The organism is Serratia sp. AKBS12, assembly GCF_024793895.1.
Lineage (GTDB): Bacteria > Pseudomonadota > Gammaproteobacteria > Enterobacterales > Enterobacteriaceae > Serratia_F.
Window position 1 is genome coordinate 24582 of the sequence record NZ_JANUSB010000006.1, and the last position, 16482, is coordinate 41063.

Annotated in this window: 16 protein-coding genes and 1 pseudogene; 13 read left to right on the forward strand and 4 right to left on the reverse strand. The window is 56.5% G+C overall.

Translation table 11 applies throughout. The annotated features are described in order from the left end of the window. Positions 1-281 precede the first annotated feature (281 nt). Positions 282-599 (forward strand): met regulon transcriptional regulator MetJ, encoded by a 318-nt coding sequence (metJ, locus tag NYE85_RS04105; RefSeq protein ID WP_004956495.1) that lies wholly within the window; start codon positions 282-284, stop codon positions 597-599. 75 nt (positions 600-674) lie between these two features. On the opposite strand, the gene rpmE is transcribed toward metJ, so the two are convergent. After that, the gene (rpmE, locus tag NYE85_RS04110; RefSeq protein ID WP_259003123.1) at positions 675-890 is read right to left on the reverse strand and encodes a 50S ribosomal protein L31; all 216 of its coding nucleotides are present in this window, start codon (positions 888-890) and stop codon (positions 675-677) included. A gap of 200 nt (positions 891-1090) precedes the next feature. On the opposite strand from rpmE, the gene priA reads away from it, so the two are divergent. The 7 genes from priA (at position 1091) to rraA (ending at position 9073) form a co-directional block, all read left to right on the forward strand. Further along, positions 1091-3286 carry a primosomal protein N' gene (priA, locus tag NYE85_RS04115; protein WP_259003125.1) on the forward strand — a complete coding sequence of 732 codons (2196 nt, stop codon included), beginning with the start codon at positions 1091-1093 and terminating at the stop codon, positions 3284-3286. 258 nt (positions 3287-3544) lie between these two features. Then, positions 3545-4573: a DNA-binding transcriptional regulator CytR gene (gene cytR, locus NYE85_RS04120; RefSeq protein WP_259003127.1), complete on the forward strand. Its 1029-nt coding sequence runs from the start codon at positions 3545-3547 to the stop codon at positions 4571-4573. A 65-nt stretch (positions 4574-4638) separates the two neighbouring features. Further along, positions 4639-5523, forward strand: coding sequence for a cell division protein FtsN (gene ftsN / locus NYE85_RS04125; RefSeq protein WP_259003128.1), 885 nt, complete (start codon positions 4639-4641; stop codon positions 5521-5523). Between the two features lie 102 nt (positions 5524-5625). Further along, on the forward strand, positions 5626-6156 hold the full coding sequence (gene hslV, locus NYE85_RS04130; protein ID WP_039991409.1) for an ATP-dependent protease subunit HslV: 531 nt from the start codon (positions 5626-5628) through the stop codon (positions 6154-6156). A gap of 12 nt (positions 6157-6168) precedes the next feature. Beyond that, positions 6169-7500: an HslU--HslV peptidase ATPase subunit gene (gene hslU / locus NYE85_RS04135; RefSeq protein ID WP_004956505.1), complete on the forward strand. Its 1332-nt coding sequence runs from the start codon at positions 6169-6171 to the stop codon at positions 7498-7500. A 94-nt stretch (positions 7501-7594) separates the two neighbouring features. Next, on the forward strand, positions 7595-8512 hold the full coding sequence (locus tag NYE85_RS04140; RefSeq protein WP_259003130.1) for a 1,4-dihydroxy-2-naphthoate polyprenyltransferase: 918 nt from the start codon (positions 7595-7597) through the stop codon (positions 8510-8512). 75 nt (positions 8513-8587) lie between these two features. Then, positions 8588-9073 (forward strand): ribonuclease E activity regulator RraA, encoded by a 486-nt coding sequence (rraA, locus tag NYE85_RS04145; RefSeq protein WP_004956507.1) that lies wholly within the window; start codon positions 8588-8590, stop codon positions 9071-9073. 58 nt (positions 9074-9131) lie between these two features. On the opposite strand, the gene zapB is transcribed toward rraA, so the two are convergent. Then, positions 9132-9371: a septal ring assembly protein ZapB gene (gene zapB / locus NYE85_RS04150; protein WP_259003131.1), complete on the reverse strand. Its 240-nt coding sequence runs from the start codon at positions 9369-9371 to the stop codon at positions 9132-9134. 535 nt (positions 9372-9906) lie between these two features. Here zapB and NYE85_RS04155 point away from each other — a divergent pair. From NYE85_RS04155 to glpX, 3 genes are all read left to right on the forward strand, one after another. Next, positions 9907-10752, forward strand: coding sequence for an MIP/aquaporin family protein (locus NYE85_RS04155; protein ID WP_259003132.1), 846 nt, complete (start codon positions 9907-9909; stop codon positions 10750-10752). Between the two features lie 41 nt (positions 10753-10793). Then, on the forward strand, positions 10794-12302 hold the full coding sequence (gene glpK, locus NYE85_RS04160; protein WP_259003133.1) for a glycerol kinase GlpK: 1509 nt from the start codon (positions 10794-10796) through the stop codon (positions 12300-12302). 127 nt (positions 12303-12429) lie between these two features. Further along, positions 12430-13440 (forward strand): class II fructose-bisphosphatase, encoded by a 1011-nt coding sequence (glpX, locus tag NYE85_RS04165; RefSeq protein WP_259003134.1) that lies wholly within the window; start codon positions 12430-12432, stop codon positions 13438-13440. A 48-nt stretch (positions 13441-13488) separates the two neighbouring features. Here glpX and emrD read toward each other — a convergent pair whose 3' ends face one another. After that, positions 13489-14673: a multidrug efflux MFS transporter EmrD gene (gene emrD / locus NYE85_RS04170; protein ID WP_259003136.1), complete on the reverse strand. Its 1185-nt coding sequence runs from the start codon at positions 14671-14673 to the stop codon at positions 13489-13491. Between the two features lie 295 nt (positions 14674-14968). Here emrD and NYE85_RS04175 point away from each other — a divergent pair. Together NYE85_RS04175 and fpr are read left to right on the forward strand one after the other, a co-directional pair. Further along, positions 14969-15187 (forward strand): annotated as a pseudogene (locus NYE85_RS04175) (transcriptional regulator); the annotation flags it as partial. Between the two features lie 63 nt (positions 15188-15250). After that, on the forward strand, positions 15251-15997 hold the full coding sequence (fpr, locus tag NYE85_RS04180; RefSeq protein ID WP_259003139.1) for a ferredoxin--NADP(+) reductase: 747 nt from the start codon (positions 15251-15253) through the stop codon (positions 15995-15997). Positions 15998-16005: 8 nt separating this feature from the next. Here fpr and NYE85_RS04185 read toward each other — a convergent pair whose 3' ends face one another. After that, on the reverse strand, positions 16006-16431 hold the full coding sequence (locus NYE85_RS04185) for a DUF805 domain-containing protein (RefSeq protein ID WP_259003140.1): 426 nt from the start codon (positions 16429-16431) through the stop codon (positions 16006-16008). Positions 16432-16482: the final 51 nt, after the last annotated feature.

Below are 16482 nucleotides of genomic sequence, written 5' to 3' on the forward strand. Positions count from 1 at the left end.
CCTAAAGATTAATCGCAAGAAGTGTGGACGTCAATACATCTGGACATCTAAACTTCTTTGCGTATAGATTGAGCCTGGGCATAATACCCGCTAAAATTATGACGGTTTGATATGACGTTAAGATGTTGTTGCGCTAAGCATAGTCTAAAGCTATCGATCGACGGCAATCAGTGACTTTGGTCGCGTAAAATTGACATTTATTTAGTGAGAACAGTGAAGATCGGGCATAATTAGCCGGTTTTTAGAATTTTGTAATTTTTCTGACAAATTTAAGGTGTCCCATGGCTGAGTGGAACGGCGAGTATGTCAGCCCTTACGCTGAACACGGTAAAAAAAGCGAGCAAGTAAAAAAAATTACGGTATCCATTCCGCTGAAGGTTCTTAAAATCCTCACCGATGAACGGACCCGTCGCCAGGTGAATAACTTGCGCCACGCCACTAACAGTGAATTACTGTGCGAAGCGTTCCTGCATGCCTTTACCGGCCAGCCGCTGCCGAACGATGAAGACCTGCGCAAAGAGCGCAACGATGAAATCCCGGAAGCCGCGAAAGTGCTGATGCGTGAACTGGGTGTGGATCCCGATACCTGGGAATATTGAATGCCGTCTGCGAACGCTGGCGACAAAAACAAAAAAGGCGCCTGCGGCGCCTTTTTTATCGGACGATAAGAAATCTTATTTCTTAGCGCCTGGTACGCTGAAACGCTTGTTGAAGCGGTCAACGCGGCCACCGGTAGCAACGTCACGCTGCTTGCCAGTGTAGAACGGGTGGCATTGACCACACACGTCCAGGTTCAGATCGTGACCCACTGTAGAGCGGATGGTGATCACATTACCGCAAGAGCAGTTTGCAGTAATAACGTCGTATTTTGGGTGGATACCTTGTTTCATGGGGAAACCTCAGTTAAGGCCGTGTCGCTATCCAGCCCTGTTTCGCCAGACACCACACGTGATTGATGATAATTTTTTGGTATCGAATTATACCAAAGGCGGCAAATTATACAGAATAATATCACCTGCGCAATCGGATCCGTACATTTGACCGGCTAGCGTGTAAACTAGCCGACAATCTTTACCTCCTGGATGACCTCATGCCCGTTGTTCACGTTGCCTTACCGGTTCCCCTCGCCCGCACCTTCGACTATCTGTTGCCGCATGGCGTGCAACCGGTCATTGGCGCACGCGTCGGCGTTCCCTGGGGACGGCAACGCTCGATCGGCATTGTGACCGGCTGCAGTGAAACCAGCGAGGTACCGCTGGAAAAACTGAAACCGATCGACAGCGTCATCGATCACACCTCGCTGTTTTCGCCCAGCCTGTGGCGTATTCTCAACTGGGCCAGCGAATACTACCACTACCCGCTTGGCGAAGTGCTGTCTCATGCGCTCCCCATCCTGCTGCGTCAGGGAAAACCCGCAGAGGCAGCCCCGCTATGGCAATGGTTCGCCACCGAGCAGGGGCGCGCTACCCCGCCGGCAAGCCTGAAACGCGCGCCCAAGCAGCAGCAGGCGCTGGCTGCCCTACTGCAGCGACCGGTTTACCGTCATCAGATCGGCGAACTGGAACTGAGCGATCCTGCTCTCCAGGCGCTGCGTGCCAAAGGGCTGGTCGACCTGCGTGCTCAGGCCATCGCCGCGCAGGACTGGCGACACGATTTCGCCGTGCTGGGCGAGCGACTGCGGCTGAATACCGAACAGGCCACCGCCGTCGGCGCCATACGCAGCGAAGATCAACAGTTTGCCGCCTGGCTGTTGGCGGGCGTCACCGGCTCCGGCAAAACCGAAGTCTATCTCAGCGTGCTGGAAAACATTCTGGCCAAGGGCCGGCAAGCGCTGGTACTGGTGCCGGAAATCGGCCTGACGCCGCAAACTATTGCCCGCTTTCGCGAACGCTTCAACGCGCCGGTCGAGGTTCTGCACTCCGGCCTCAATGACAGCGAACGTCTGGCGGTATGGCTGCGGGCGCGCAGCGGCGAAGCGGCAATTGTCATCGGCACGCGTTCAGCCCTGTTTACGCCGTTTGCCCGGCTGGGCGTGATCATCATCGACGAAGAGCACGACAGTTCATACAAGCAGCAGGAAGGCTGGCGCTACCACGCACGTGACCTGGCAGTGTTTCGCGCACACGCAGAAAATATTCCGATGGTGATGGGCTCCGCCACCCCAGCGCTGGAAACGCTGCATAATGTGCAGTTGGGGAAATACCGCCAGTTAAAATTAACCCAGCGCGCCGGCAACGCCAAACCGGCGGCGCAGCATCTGATCGACCTGAAAGGCCTGCCGTTGAAAGTCGGCCTGTCTCAGCCGTTGTTGAAAAGCATGCAGCATCATCTCAAAAACGGCAATCAGGTGATGCTGTTCCTCAACCGTCGCGGTTACGCGCCGGCGCTGCTATGCCACGAGTGCGGCTGGATAGCCGAATGCCAGCGCTGTGACCGTTATTACACGCTGCACCAGAATCATCGCCAGCTACGCTGCCATCACTGCGACAGCCAGCGCCCGGTGCCGCATCAGTGTCCGCAATGCGGTTCAACCCACCTGGTATCGGTCGGCGTCGGCACCGAGCAGTTGGAAAACGAACTGGCGCCACTGTTCCCGGACACGCCAATTACCCGCATCGATCGCGATACCACCAGTCGCAAGGGCTCGCTGGAACAGCATCTGGCAGATATTCACCGCGGCGGCGCGCGTATTCTGATCGGCACCCAGATGCTGGCCAAGGGGCACCACTTCCCGGACGTCACGCTGGTGGCGCTGCTGGACGTGGACGGCGCGCTGTTTTCCGCCGATTTTCGCTCCGCCGAACGCTTCGCCCAGTTGTATACCCAGGTATCGGGCCGCGCCGGCCGTGCCGGCAAACAGGGCGAAGTATTGCTGCAAACCCACCACCCGGAGCACCCGCTGCTGCAAATCCTGCTGCAACAGGGTTACGATGCCTTTGCCAAACAGGCGCTGGCGGAGCGTAACAGCGTGTTTCTACCACCGTATACCAGCCATATTCTGCTGCGTTCGGACGATCACGATAACCAGCAGGCGCCGCTGTTCCTCCAGCAATTACGCAATTTACTGGAGGCCAGCCCGCTGAAGGATGAATCGCTGTGGATCATGGGTCCGGTGCCGGCCTTGCAATCCAAACGTGGCGGCCGCTTCCGCTGGCAATTGCTGTTGCAGCACCCGTCACGACGCGTATTGCAACAGCTGATGAAAAGTTCGCTGCCGCTGATCGGGACGCTGCCGCAGGCACGCAAAGTAAAATGGACGCTGGATGTCGATCCCATCGACAGTTGAACCCAGAAAAGTCTGATTCAGTTCCTGTTAAGCAAACGTTTACCCTTGAATTTGCGAGCGAACGCGAAAAAACCTTCCTAAGTCACATTTTTTATGCAAATTAGGTAACAAAAGCAGAACGTAATCTGTTTAGAATGTCTGCTACGGTTTTTTGTCATTTGTGAGCATACCTGCCCGCCAACGCTGAACAGGCGACGTCAGCAATGTCGGGTATTGCAGTAGTCGCGTTGGCATGGGGCTGGCGCAAGGAGAAAGGCGTTGGAACACAAGAAAGAACTATCCATGGCAACCATGAAAGACGTTGCCGAAATGGCGGGCGTTTCAACGGCTACCGTGTCGCGTGCGTTGATGAACCCGGAAAAGGTGTCAACGCCAACGCGTCAGAAAGTGGAACAGGCCGTGCTGGCCGTGGGCTACTCCCCCCATGCTCTCTCGCGTAACATCAAGCGCAACGAATCCCGCACCATCCTGGTGATCGTACCGGACATCTGCGATCCGTTTTTCGCCGACGTGATCCAGGGGATCGAGCAAACCGCTGCGCAGCAGGGTTATCTGGTGCTGATCGGCGACTGTGCGCAGCAAAATCAGCAGGAACGCACCTTCGTCAACCTGATAATCACCAAACAGATTGACGGTATGCTGTTGTTGGGCTCCAATCTGCCGTTCGACGCCAGCAAGGAAGAGCAGCGCAACTTGCCGCCGATGGTGATGGCCAATGAATTTGCACCTGAACTGGAATTACCGACGGTGCACATCGACAACCTCACTGCCGCCTTCGAGGCAGTGCACTATCTACATCAGCTTGGCCATACGCAAATCGCCTGCATTGCCGGTCCAGAGCAGATGCCGCTCAGCCATTATCGTCTGCAAGGTTACATTCAGGCATTACGCCGTAATGGCATTACCGTCGAAAGCAGCTATATTACCCGGGGTGATTTCACCTACGAGGCTGGCGCACAAGCGCTGGCGGCCCTGATGGCGCTGCCAAAACCGCCAACAGCGGTATTCTGTCACAGCGATGTGATGGCAATCGGCGTGTTGTCGCAGGCGAAGAAGTTGGGCCTGCGGGTACCACAGGATCTGTCGATTGTCGGTTTCGACGATATCAAGCTGGTGCAGTATTGCGACCCGCCATTGACCACGGTGGCGCAACCGCGCTATCAGATTGGTCAACAGGCCATGTTACTGCTGCTGGAACAACTGCACGGACAGGCAGTCGCCAGCGGTTCCCGCTTATTGGACAGCGAACTGATCGTCAGAGGCAGCACTGCTGCTCCTAAACGCTAGTCAAATATTTTAGGGTTCAGTAACATGACGGACTTAATTCCTTATAAAGACACAGCGGAAGAATAGTGGCACAGAAAGACTATGTAAGCCGCGGGCGCTCTGGAGCGCGGCGCAAAACCCCCAGCCGTAAAAAAAGCAGTTCTCCGAAGGTATCTAAAACCGTGGTGGCGCTTGCTGTTGCCCTGCTGGTGATCTTTGTCGGTGGCCTTTATTTCATTACGCACAACAAACCGGACGACACGCCGCTGTTGCCTACGCACAGTAGCCGGCCGGGCAATGGCTTGCCGCCGAAGCCGGAAGAACGTTGGCGTTATATCAAAGAGCTGGAAAACCGCCAGATTGGCGTACAGACCCCGACCGAACCAACGGCCGGCGGTGAAGTGAACACCAAAACCCAACTGACGCCAGAACAGCGCCAACTGCTGGAGCAGATGAAGGCGGATATGCAGCAACGGCCGACCCAGTTGAACGAAGTGCCGTACAACGATGCGGTGGCGGCGCAAAACAACGCTCGCCAGCAGTTGCAGATGCAGCAACGGCAACAGCAACAGCAACAGCAGCAGCAACAGGTGAACCAGCCGCGTAACCCGTTTAACACCGGTTCGGCTCCGGTGCAGCAACAGCCCAAACCAGCCGTCACGCCGCCGGTGCAGACCAAACAGCCTGAGACGAAACCGCAGCCCAAACCGGAAGCGAAGCAGGAAACCGCCAAGCAGGAATCGAAACAGCGCTGGATGGTGCAGTGCGGCTCGTTCCGCGCCACCGATCAGGCGGAATCGGTCCGTGCCCGCCTGGCGTTTGAAGGCATTGAAAGCCGCATTACCAACGGCGGCGGATGGAATCGCGTGGTACTCGGGCCGTTCAGCAGCCGCGCAGCAGCAGATAAAACGCTTTCACGCCTGAAGGGCGTTGGCATGTCAAGTTGCATTCCCCTCTCCGTTGGGGGTTGAAAAGCGTTAATCCTCCCCCATCTATACTCTCAATATGCCTCGTAGTGCCGGTGCCGACCGGTGCTGCGAGGGCTTCTTTCCGTCTGCAACGAGGGTCTGCTCGTGACAACAATTGTAAGCGTACGCCGCAACGGCCAAGTCGTCATCGGTGGTGATGGCCAGGCAACATTGGGAAATACGGTGATGAAAGGCAACGTCAAGAAAGTACGTCGCCTGTACAACGATAAAGTGATCGCCGGTTTCGCCGGGGGCACCGCTGACGCCTTCACGCTGTTTGAGCTCTTCGAGCGTAAACTGGAAATGCACCAGGGCCATCTGGTAAAAGCCGCCGTGGAGCTGGCGAAAGACTGGCGTACCGACCGTATGCTGCGTCGTCTGGAAGCCTTGCTGGCCGTCGCCGACGAGAACGCCTCGCTGATCATCACCGGCAACGGTGACGTGGTTCAGCCTGAAAATGATTTGATCGCGATCGGTTCCGGTGGCCCATACGCCCAGTCAGCCGCTCGCGCGTTGTTGGAAAATACCGATCTGGGCGCCCGCGACATCGTCGAGAAATCCCTCGGCATCGCCGGTGACATCTGTATTTACACCAACCACTTCCTCACTATCGAAGAATTGCCTTCCAAAGCGTAAGGACTGAATACTATGTCTGAAATGACTCCGCGCGAGATCGTCAGCGAACTGGACGGTTACATCATTGGCCAGAGCAAGGCCAAACGAGCCGTCGCCATTGCCCTGCGCAACCGCTGGCGCCGCATGCAGCTCAACGAAGAGCTGCGCCATGAAGTAACGCCAAAAAACATTTTGATGATTGGCCCGACCGGCGTCGGTAAAACCGAAATCGCCCGCCGTCTGGCTAAACTGGCCAATGCGCCATTCATCAAGGTTGAAGCGACCAAGTTCACCGAAGTGGGCTATGTCGGTAAGGAAGTGGATTCGATTATCCGCGATCTGACCGATTCCGCGATCAAAATGGTGCGCCTGCAATCGATCGAAAGAAACCGTACCCGCGCCGAAGAAATGGCCGAAGAACGCATTCTCGACGTGCTGATCCCGCCGGCCAAGAATAACTGGGGCCAGCCGGAAGAACATCAGGAACCGTCCGCCGCGCGTCAGGCCTTCCGCAAAAAGCTGCGCGAAGGGCAACTGGACGACAAGGAAATCGAGATCGATCTGGCGGCTGCGCCGATGGGCGTCGAAATCATGGCACCTCCGGGCATGGAAGAGATGACCAATCAGTTGCAGTCGATGTTCCAAAACCTCGGCGGCCAAAAGCAGAAACCACGCAAGCTGAAAATCAAAGAAGCCTTCAAACTGCTGGTGGAAGAAGAAGCCGCCAAGCTGGTGAACCCGGAAGAGCTGAAAGAACAGGCGATCGAAGCGGTGGAACAGCACGGTATCGTGTTTATCGACGAGATCGACAAAATCTGTAAGCGCGGCGAGTCTTCAGGTCCGGACGTGTCTCGTGAAGGGGTACAGCGCGATCTGCTGCCACTGGTCGAAGGCAGCACCGTGTCGACCAAGCACGGCATGGTGAAAACCGACCACATTCTGTTTATCGCCTCTGGCGCATTCCAGGTGGCCAGCCCGTCGGACCTGATCCCGGAACTGCAGGGTCGTTTGCCAATCCGCGTTGAACTGCAGGCGTTGAGCACTGAAGATTTCGAGCGCATCCTCACCGAGCCGAATGCCTCGCTGACCGAGCAGTACAAGGCGCTGATGGCGACCGAAGGCGTGACCATCGACTTTACCGCCGACGGCATCCGCCGCATCGCAGAAGCGGCGTGGCAGGTCAACGAAAGCACCGAGAACATCGGCGCACGCCGTTTGCACACCGTGCTGGAACGCCTGATGGAAGATATTTCCTACGATGCCAGCGAAAGCAGCGGCCAAAGCATCACAATTGATGCGCAATATGTCGGTAATCATCTGGATGAGCTGGTAGCAGATGAAGACTTGAGTCGTTTTATCCTATAATCGCTCTATCATTGTCCTGTCAGTCAATAATATGGGAGGCATCGCCTCCCATTTTTTGGCCAGGACACCGCCACCTGACCTGCTGAAGCGAAAAATGAGCTCATCTATCACTACCACCCCGGCCAGAGCCTGGTTGGAAAGTTTACGACCACGTACCCTGCCGCTGGCTTTTGCCTCCATCGTTGTCGGTTCGGCGATCGCCGCCTGGCAAGACAGCCTGAAACCGGGCGTGGCGCTGCTTGCGCTGCTGACTGCCGGTCTGTTGCAAATCCTCTCCAATCTGGCCAATGACTACGGCGACGCGGTCAAGGGCAGCGATAACGAAGACCGCATCGGGCCGTTACGCGGCATGCAAAAAGGCGTGATTAGCCAGGCGCAGATGAAACGGGCGTTGGTGATTACCGTGGTGCTCATCGCCATTGCCGGCAGCTCGCTGATTGCGCTGGCCTGTGAAAAACCGAGTGACGTGGTCGGGTTCCTGGTGCTGGGTGCATTGGCGATTGTTGCGGCGATCACCTACACCGTGGGCAATAAACCCTATGGTTATCTGGGGCTGGGCGACATTTCAGTGCTGGTGTTCTTTGGCTGGCTCAGCGTGGCCGGCACCTATTACCTGCAAACCCACCATTTCGACAGCGTTATTATGCTGCCGGCCACCGCCTGCGGTTTATTGGCGGCAGCGGTGCTGAACATCAATAATCTGCGCGATATCGAAAGCGACCGTGCCAACGGCAAAAACACGCTGGCGGTACGTTTGGGGCCGACCAATGCCCGACGCTATCATGCGCTGCTGCTGGCCGGCGCGGTGCTGTGCTTCGCCCTGTTTACCCTCTACAACCTGAGCGGCCCATGGGGTTGGCTGTTCGTACTGGCGGTGCCGCTACTGTGGCGTCATGCCTTGCGTGTAGTGCGCGATCCGTCGCCGGCCGGTATGCGTCCAATGCTGGAACACATGGTCAAGGCCGCGCTGCTGGCCAATGTGCTGTTCGCCATCGGCGTGGTGCTCAGTTAAAAACCGATGATTTTGCCAACATGGCAAATAAAGGGATATACTGGTTATTCCAGCGGCAAACAGACGTAAAATCCTATGAAATACGATACTTCCGAACTTTGCGACATCTATCATGAAGAGGTTAACGTAGTTGAACCTCTATTCTCCAATTTTGGCGGGCGTACTTCATTTGGCGGGCAGATCACCACGGTGAAATGCTTCGAGGATAACGGCCTGCTTTTTGACCTGCTTGAAGAAAATGGCCGCGGCCGGGTTCTGTTGATCGACGGTGGTGGTTCGGTGCGCCGAGCGCTGATCAACGCTGAACTGGCACGTCTGGCAACCCAGAACGAATGGGAAGGCATTGTGGTTTACGGTGCGGTGCGTCAGGTGGACGATTTGGAAGAGCTGGATATCGGCATCCAGGCGATGGCGGCGATTCCGGCCGGCGCGCCGAGCGAAGGCGTCGGTGAAAGCGATATCCGCGTTAATTTCGGCGGCGTCACCTTCTTCTCCGGTGACCATCTATACGCCGACAATACCGGCATTATTCTTTCCGAAGATCCGCTCGATATCGAATAAGCAGCATCCCACCATGAAAAAGGGCGCCTTCGGCGCCCTTTTCGTTATTGCTGACTAATCAGACTTCTTCCATCTTGCCCAGCAGTGCGCGCAGGCGGTCTTGCCATACGTGCTGTTCTTCTTTCAGCTGCTGGTTCTCACGCACCAGCGCCTCATGATTGCCGCTGGCGTTCTGAACTTCCTGAGACAGGGTGTTATTCTTCTCTTTCAGCTCTTCAATTTCCATCTGCAACAGCGTGATGGTATCGATCGCCTGCTGAACTTTTGCTTCCAGTTTTTCAAATACTTCAAATGACATTCTTCAGTCCCCTCATGATAGCAAGGCGTACATCTATAAGTAGCGGCCGCAGCAAAGGCTTGCAGCTACTGCGAATATGCATCGCGCCAAGTGACACGCGCTTTTATGGAAAACGCGCCTGTCTCGATAAAACGCTCTTTCGATAAAAACGATTGTAAGTAGCCTGCCTCTCACTGTCTAGCAACATACCGGCTCATCACGCAGTCTGTTGCAAATTTCCTACCGCTACCATCAGCAAAAACTGAAAAAAATGCCGCGACGGGTTGGCAGTTTGTTAACAACCGACTAGGAAAAAGGAATAAACGCTGTGCTTTTTGACCTAGAAAGAACACTAAACGACGCGAATTCGCTCAATTTTATGACGAAGCACACACATTTTGATTTCGCTATTTCTCGTTTATGTTCGTTAACGATAAATTTACATCACGTCCTCCGGATAAAATTGGACGAGATAAAAAAACTGTACCCTAGGCCTACCTAGCGCCACGCGCAGAGCCTATAAACCTCTAACCGCTGTTTGCAGGACAACAACATTATGAGCCAAACCACCAGTCCGACCTTAAAAGGCCAGTGCATTGCGGAATTCCTCGGCACCGGTCTGTTGATCTTTTTTGGCGTAGGCTGCGTTGCCGCATTGAAGCTGGCCGGCGCCAGCTTCGGCCAATGGGAAATCAGCGTTATCTGGGGCTTCGGGGTCGCCATGGCGATTTATCTGACCGCTGCGATCTCCGGCGCACACCTGAACCCGGCAGTGACGCTCGCACTGTGGCTGTTCGCCTGCTTTGATAGACGTAAAGTACTCCCCTATATCATTGCGCAAGTGGCTGGAGCCTTCTGTGCCGCAGCGCTGGTCTACGGGTTGTACTACAATCTGTTCTTTGATTTTGAAGCGGCCCATCACATGGTGCGTGGTAGCAACGAAAGCCTGGATCTGGCCGGCATTTTCTCTACCTATCCGAATCCGCATATTTCCGTGATGCAGGCGTTCCTGGTGGAAACCGTCATTACCGCGATCCTGATGTGTCTGATCCTGGCACTGACCGACGATGGCAACGGCGTGCCGCGCGGCCCGCTGGCACCGTTATTGATCGGTATTCTGATTGCCGTTATCGGCGCGTCTATGGGACCATTGACCGGTTTCGCACTCAACCCGGCGCGTGACTTCGGCCCGAAAATGTTCGCTTACATCGCCGGTTGGGGTGAGGTGGCCTTCACTGGCGCACGTGATATCCCTTACTTCCTGGTGCCAATCTTTGGCCCAATCCTTGGCGCAGGCCTGGGTGCCTTTGGCTACCGCGCATTGATTGGTCGTCATCTGCCTTGTGACGTTTGCATCGAAGAAGACGAGCCCGCCGCCAAGACCCAGCAGCGCAAAGCATGATTGGCGCAGTTTTAAATGGTTAACAACAGCAGGAATAAACCATGACCACAGCTAAAAAATTTATTGTCGCTCTCGACCAGGGAACCACCAGCTCACGCGCCGTCGTGATGGATCACGACGCCAACATCGTGGCAGTCTCGCAGCGCGAATTTACCCAGGTATACCCTAAAGCGGGCTGGGTGGAACACGACCCGATGGAAATCTGGGCTTCACAAAGCTCAACGCTGGTTGAAGTATTGGCCAAAGCCGATATCAGTTCCGATCAGATTGCCGGCATCGGCATCACCAACCAACGTGAAACAACCATCGTCTGGGAAAAAGACACCGGCAAACCGATTTACAACGCCATTGTCTGGCAATGCCGCCGCACCGCAGAAATCTGCGAACAGCTCAAGCGCGACGGTCTGGAAGAGTACATTCGCCACAACACCGGTCTGGTGGTTGACCCCTATTTTTCCGGCACCAAGGTAAAATGGATCCTCGATCACGTCGAAGGTGCACGCGAACGCGCCAAGCGCGGCGAACTGCTGTTCGGCACCGTCGACACCTGGCTGGTATGGAAAATGACTCAGGGCCGGGTGCACGTTACCGATTATACCAATGCCTCGCGCACCATGATGTTCAACATTCATGAACTGGACTGGGACGATCGCATGCTGCAGGCGCTGGATATTCCACGCGCCATGCTACCGAAGGTGCGCCCGTCTTCGGAAATCTACGGCCAGACCAACATCGGTGGCAAAGGCGGCACGCGCATTCCAATCGCCGGCATTGCCGGTGACCAGCAGGCTGCGCTGTACGGCCAACTGTGCGTTCAACCGGGCATGGCCAAGAACACCTACGGCACCGGCTGCTTCCTGCTGATGAACACCGGTACCGAAGCGGTAAGCTCCAGCCACGGCCTGCTGACCACCATCGCCTGCGGCCCGCGTGGCGAAGTGAACTATGCGCTGGAAGGCGCGGTCTTCATCGGCGGTGCGTCCATCCAGTGGCTGCGCGACGAGCTGAAGCTGATCAGCGACGCCACCGACTCCGAATACTTCGCCAGCAAGGTGAAGGACAGCAATGGCGTATACGTGGTGCCAGCCTTCACCGGCCTCGGCGCACCTTATTGGGACCCGTACGCCCGCGGTGCCATTTTCGGCCTGACTCGTGGCGTAAACAGCAACCATATTATCCGTGCGACGCTGGAGTCCATTGCCTACCAAACCCGTGACGTACTGGACGCCATGCAGGCAGACTCCAACACCCGTCTGCAATCGCTGCGTGTCGACGGTGGCGCGGTAGCCAACAACTTCCTGATGCAGTTCCAGTCAGATATTCTCGGCACGCGGGTAGAACGCCCTGAAGTACGAGAAGTCACCGCGCTGGGGGCTGCCTACCTCGCTGGTCTGGCGGTCGGTTTCTGGAACGATCTGGACGAAGTGAAGAGCAAAGCGGTAATTGAACGCGAGTTCCGTCCAAGCATCGAAACCACCGAGCGCAACTACCGTTATAGCGGTTGGAAGAAAGCGGTGGCTCGTGCCCAGGCATGGGAAGAGCACGAATAAACGCCACGGCGTATCCCCCTGAGAAAACGCTGCCTGCGGGCGGCGTTTTTTTTTGCCTCGACCCGCGGGTACTCCGCTGTGGTAGACTTTGTCGTTATTTTCTTCCTTCTCACTGACAGGTTCTGCCATGAAACGTGAATTAGCCATCGAATTTTCCCGCGTGACCGAAGCAGCCGCTCTGGCCGGCTACAAGTGGCTGGGGCGCGGCGATAAAAATGCCGCCGACGGCGCCGCCGTTAACGCCATGCGCATTATGCTCAATAAGGTGGATATCGATGGGCGCATCGTGATCGGCGAAGGAGAAATCGATGAAGCCCCCATGTTGTATATCGGCGAACAGGTTGGGAGCGGCTACGGCGACGCGGTGGATATCGCCGTCGATCCCATCGAAGGCACCCGCATGACCGCCATGGGCCAGTCCAACGCGTTGGCGGTGCTGGCGGTGGGCGATCGCGGCACGTTTCTGCATGCGCCGGACATGTATATGGAAAAGCTGGTAGTGGGGCCTGCCGCACACGGTGCCATTGATCTCAATCTGCCGCTGGCGGAAAACCTGAAAAACGTCGCCGCGCGTCTGGCCAAGCCACTGGCACAGCTGACGGTGATCACACTGGCGAAACCACGACATGACGCGGTTATTGCGCAAATGCAGCAACTGGGCGTTAAAGTGTTTGCCATTCCCGACGGTGACGTGGCAGCGTCGATTCTCACCTGCATGCCGGAAAGCGAAGTGGATGTCATGTACGGCATTGGCGGCGCGCCGGAAGGGGTTATTTCGGCGGCGGTGATCCGCGCGCTGGATGGCGATATGCAGGCTCGCCTGCTGCCGCGCCATCAGGTGAAGGGCGACAGCGCGGAAAACCGGCGCATCGGTGAGGAAGAGCTGGCACGCTGCAAGGAAATGGGCATCGAAGCCGGCAAGGTGCTGCTGCTGGACGACATGGCGCGCAACGATAACGTGATTTTCGCCGCTACCGGCATCACCAAAGGCGATCTGTTGGAAGGCATCAGCCGCAAGGGCAATATGGCCAGCACGGAAACGCTGCTGATTCGGGGCAAATCCCGGACCATCCGCCGCATTCGCTCGACCCATTACCTCGATCGCAAAGACCCGGCGCTGCACCCATTCTTGCTGTAATCAGCGGTCTCCGGCGATCCTAGGCCAGGCGTGCCTGGCCTGCCAACATCAGGCGGTGTGCCCCTGGTGCTGCATCCGGTTGGACAGCGGCCACCAGCACAGCAAAATCAGCAGCGCCATGGCAAACATCAACAGACCCAGACTGAACTGCCCGGTCTGCGGCAGCATGGCGGACAGCCAGGTCGCCAGCCCGGAACCCATGTTTTGCATACCGCCCACCAACGCGCCTGCGGCACCGGCCAGGTAGGGAAACGGCTCCATCGCGCCCGTAGTTGCCAGCGGAAACAGCATGCCGGCACCAAAGAAGAACAGCGCCGCCGGTACGATTAATGTCCAGATGTTCATCACCCCGAACCAACCGGGGATCCACATCATCAGGCCTGCCAGCAGACAGCTGATCACCGAATGCCACATCAGGCTGTGGAAGGTCTTGCCGTCACGGCCGGCATACCAGGCGCCAAAGAAGGCCGCCGGGATAGGCAGAATAAACAGAATACTGACGGTCAGCCCGCTCAGCCCCAGCACCCCGCCCATCAATACGCCGCAGCTGGCCTCAAACACCGCGATGCCCGCCAGCGCGCCAATCAGCATCACCAGATAACAGCTGAAGGTACCATCACCCAGCAGTTGACGGAAGCTGGCCAACATACGGCGTTTTTCCGTTTGTTGCGGCCGCGTTTCCGGCAGCCAGCGGAACATGGCAAACGCCACGCCGAGGCACAGCACCAGTAGAAACGCGTAGCAGGCGCGCCAACCGAACATCATCGCCAGCGCACCACCGATCACCGGTGCCAACAACGGGCTGACCAGAATTCCCATATTCAGTAAGCTGTTGGCGTAGCGCAGCGCACTGCCGGCATACAGATCGCGCGGCATGGTGCGGGCCATTACCCCGGCAACGCCGGTGCCCATTCCCTGGATCGCGCTGGCGGCCACCAGCATCGTCAAACTACTGGCCATCAAGGCACCCGCCGCACCCACGATAAATATCATCATCCCCGCCAAAATCACCGGGCGGCGACCGATGCGGTCCGACAGCGGCCCATAAATCAGCTGGGAAAAACCGTAGGTCATCAGGTAAGCCGCCATGACCCGCTGTACCGCACCGTTACGCACCGACAGGTCATGAGCGATATCAGCAATGGTAGGAACATAAATGGTTTGAGCCATCTGGCCGACGGCTACCAGCAGGATCAACATCACCAACAGGTGAAAATTTTCTAATTTTCTCATTATCTTCGTTAACGTATCAACTCGCCAAAACCGCCAGTGCGGGTATCGTTATCCGACGCCGACGCACCCAGCCCTTTATCGCGGCATAAGCTAACAAATCTATTTTTTTTAGCGAGTTTCCACCAAATTTTGATCCCGCTCACACTGGCAGCAAAGCCGACCAGCGTCGTAAATTAAACTGTACGAACCGCTCAGACCGGTAGCCGTACCAAACTTGCAGTAGTTCGGCTTTAGCATTTAATCGATAATTGTTTTCATCATCTTGAAATAAAATAACGCCATAGGGATTGGACAGATGAAAACGCCAGCGCTGATTTTATTGCAGTTAAAGACCCTGGGGCCGTATTCGGTCAAGATGCTCGCGCTGCGCCTGGGTATCACTCCGATGGGCATACGCCAGCATCTGCAATCTCTGGAACAACGCGAGCTGGTTTGTTACGAGGAAGCACGCAGCAAAGTGGATCGTCCGGCGCGGTATTGCTCGCTGACCCGCTCAGGGCACGCACAATTTGCCATCGGCACGCCGAGCTGGCACAGACATTGCGCTTATTTGATTCAACCACGGGAGCTTTAAGATATGGCCGAATGGGTTAAAGGCAAGGTTACTCACCTGGAACAGTGGACCGACGGTCTATTCAGCCTTACCGTCGATGCACCGATTGACCCGTTCATCGCCGGGCAATTTGCCAAATTGGCGCTGGAAATTGACGGCGAACGGGTGCAACGCGCCTATTCCTACGTGAATGCGCCGAGCGATAGCAATCTCGAGTTCTACCTGGTCACCGTGCCAGAGGGGAAACTCAGCCCGCGGCTGAACCAGTTGTCGCCGGGCGCCGAGATCATGGTAACCAAACAGGCCGCCGGGTTCTTCGTGCTGGATGAAGTGCCTGATTGTGACACCCTGTGGATGCTGGCAACCGGCACCGCCATTGGCCCGTACCTGTCGATTTTACAGGAAGGCGCAGGGCTGGAGCGTTTTAGCAATCTGGTGTTGGTGCACGCCGCACGCTTTGCCCGCGATTTGAGTTATCTGCCGCTGATGCAACAGCTTCAACAACGCTACAACGGCAAATTACGCATTCAGACCATCGTCAGTCGTGAAGAGGTCGCCGGCTCGCTGACCGGACGCGTGCCGGCGCTGATAGCAGATGGACAGTTGGAGTCGGCGATCGGTTTGCCAATCGATGCCGAAACCAGCCATGTGATGCTATGCGGCAACCCGCAAATGGTGCGCGATACCCAGCAGACGCTCAAGGATCTGCATGGCATGCGCAAGCACCTGCGCCGCAAACCCGGGCACATGACCAGCGAACATTACTGGTAATCCACCACTTACCCTGCGCGGAACTTCACCGGCCTGGGCGGCGGGCCAAAACGGTTATCGTCGGGAGTGCCGGCAAATGCCCCCAGATCGATAACCATCATTACGATGATCAGCGTCGGAATAAAACGCCCGACGCCCCACTGCCAGAGCGGCGCCAGCATCTGCCAGTTACCTGCCGCCAGCATCCAGGCGAGGATCAGCAGCAACGCCCACCAACCGGCCTTGTTGCGATCATGCAGCCGCTTCACCAGCACCGCCGCCGTTGGCCACAGCAGCGCCACAATGAAAAAGGCAATACTCTGAATCGCCACCCACTGGTAATTGGCCAAGGTAAAGGCTACCGCCATCAGCACCAGCCACAGCGCCATCCAGATCCAAAAGTCACGCCGTCCAATGCGCCCCTTAAATGAAAAACACCATTGTTGTATTGTCATTAAATCCTGCATCGTTAACCTGCCCATATTCTGCGCCGCAGTGTAACATAG

Bases quoted from the DNA above. Each gene is read 5' to 3' on its own strand.
- metJ (WP_004956495.1), top strand. From the start codon at position 282: ATGGCTGAGTGGAACGGCGAGTATGTCAGCCCTTACGCTGAACACGGT.
- rpmE (WP_259003123.1), bottom strand. From the start codon at position 890: ATGAAACAAGGTATCCACCCAAAATACGACGTTATTACTGCAAACTGC.
- priA (WP_259003125.1), top strand. From the start codon at position 1,091: ATGCCCGTTGTTCACGTTGCCTTACCGGTTCCCCTCGCCCGCACCTTC.
- hslU (WP_004956505.1), top strand. From the start codon at position 6,169: ATGTCTGAAATGACTCCGCGCGAGATCGTCAGCGAACTGGACGGTTAC.
- NYE85_RS04140 (WP_259003130.1), top strand. From the start codon at position 7,595: ATGAGCTCATCTATCACTACCACCCCGGCCAGAGCCTGGTTGGAAAGT.
- rraA (WP_004956507.1), top strand. From the start codon at position 8,588: ATGAAATACGATACTTCCGAACTTTGCGACATCTATCATGAAGAGGTT.
- zapB (WP_259003131.1), bottom strand. From the start codon at position 9,371: ATGTCATTTGAAGTATTTGAAAAACTGGAAGCAAAAGTTCAGCAGGCG.
- NYE85_RS04155 (WP_259003132.1), top strand. From the start codon at position 9,907: ATGAGCCAAACCACCAGTCCGACCTTAAAAGGCCAGTGCATTGCGGAA.
- glpK (WP_259003133.1), top strand. From the start codon at position 10,794: ATGACCACAGCTAAAAAATTTATTGTCGCTCTCGACCAGGGAACCACC.
- glpX (WP_259003134.1), top strand. From the start codon at position 12,430: ATGAAACGTGAATTAGCCATCGAATTTTCCCGCGTGACCGAAGCAGCC.
- emrD (WP_259003136.1), bottom strand. From the start codon at position 14,673: ATGAGAAAATTAGAAAATTTTCACCTGTTGGTGATGTTGATCCTGCTG.
- fpr (WP_259003139.1), top strand. From the start codon at position 15,251: ATGGCCGAATGGGTTAAAGGCAAGGTTACTCACCTGGAACAGTGGACC.
- NYE85_RS04185 (WP_259003140.1), bottom strand. From the start codon at position 16,431: ATGACAATACAACAATGGTGTTTTTCATTTAAGGGGCGCATTGGACGG.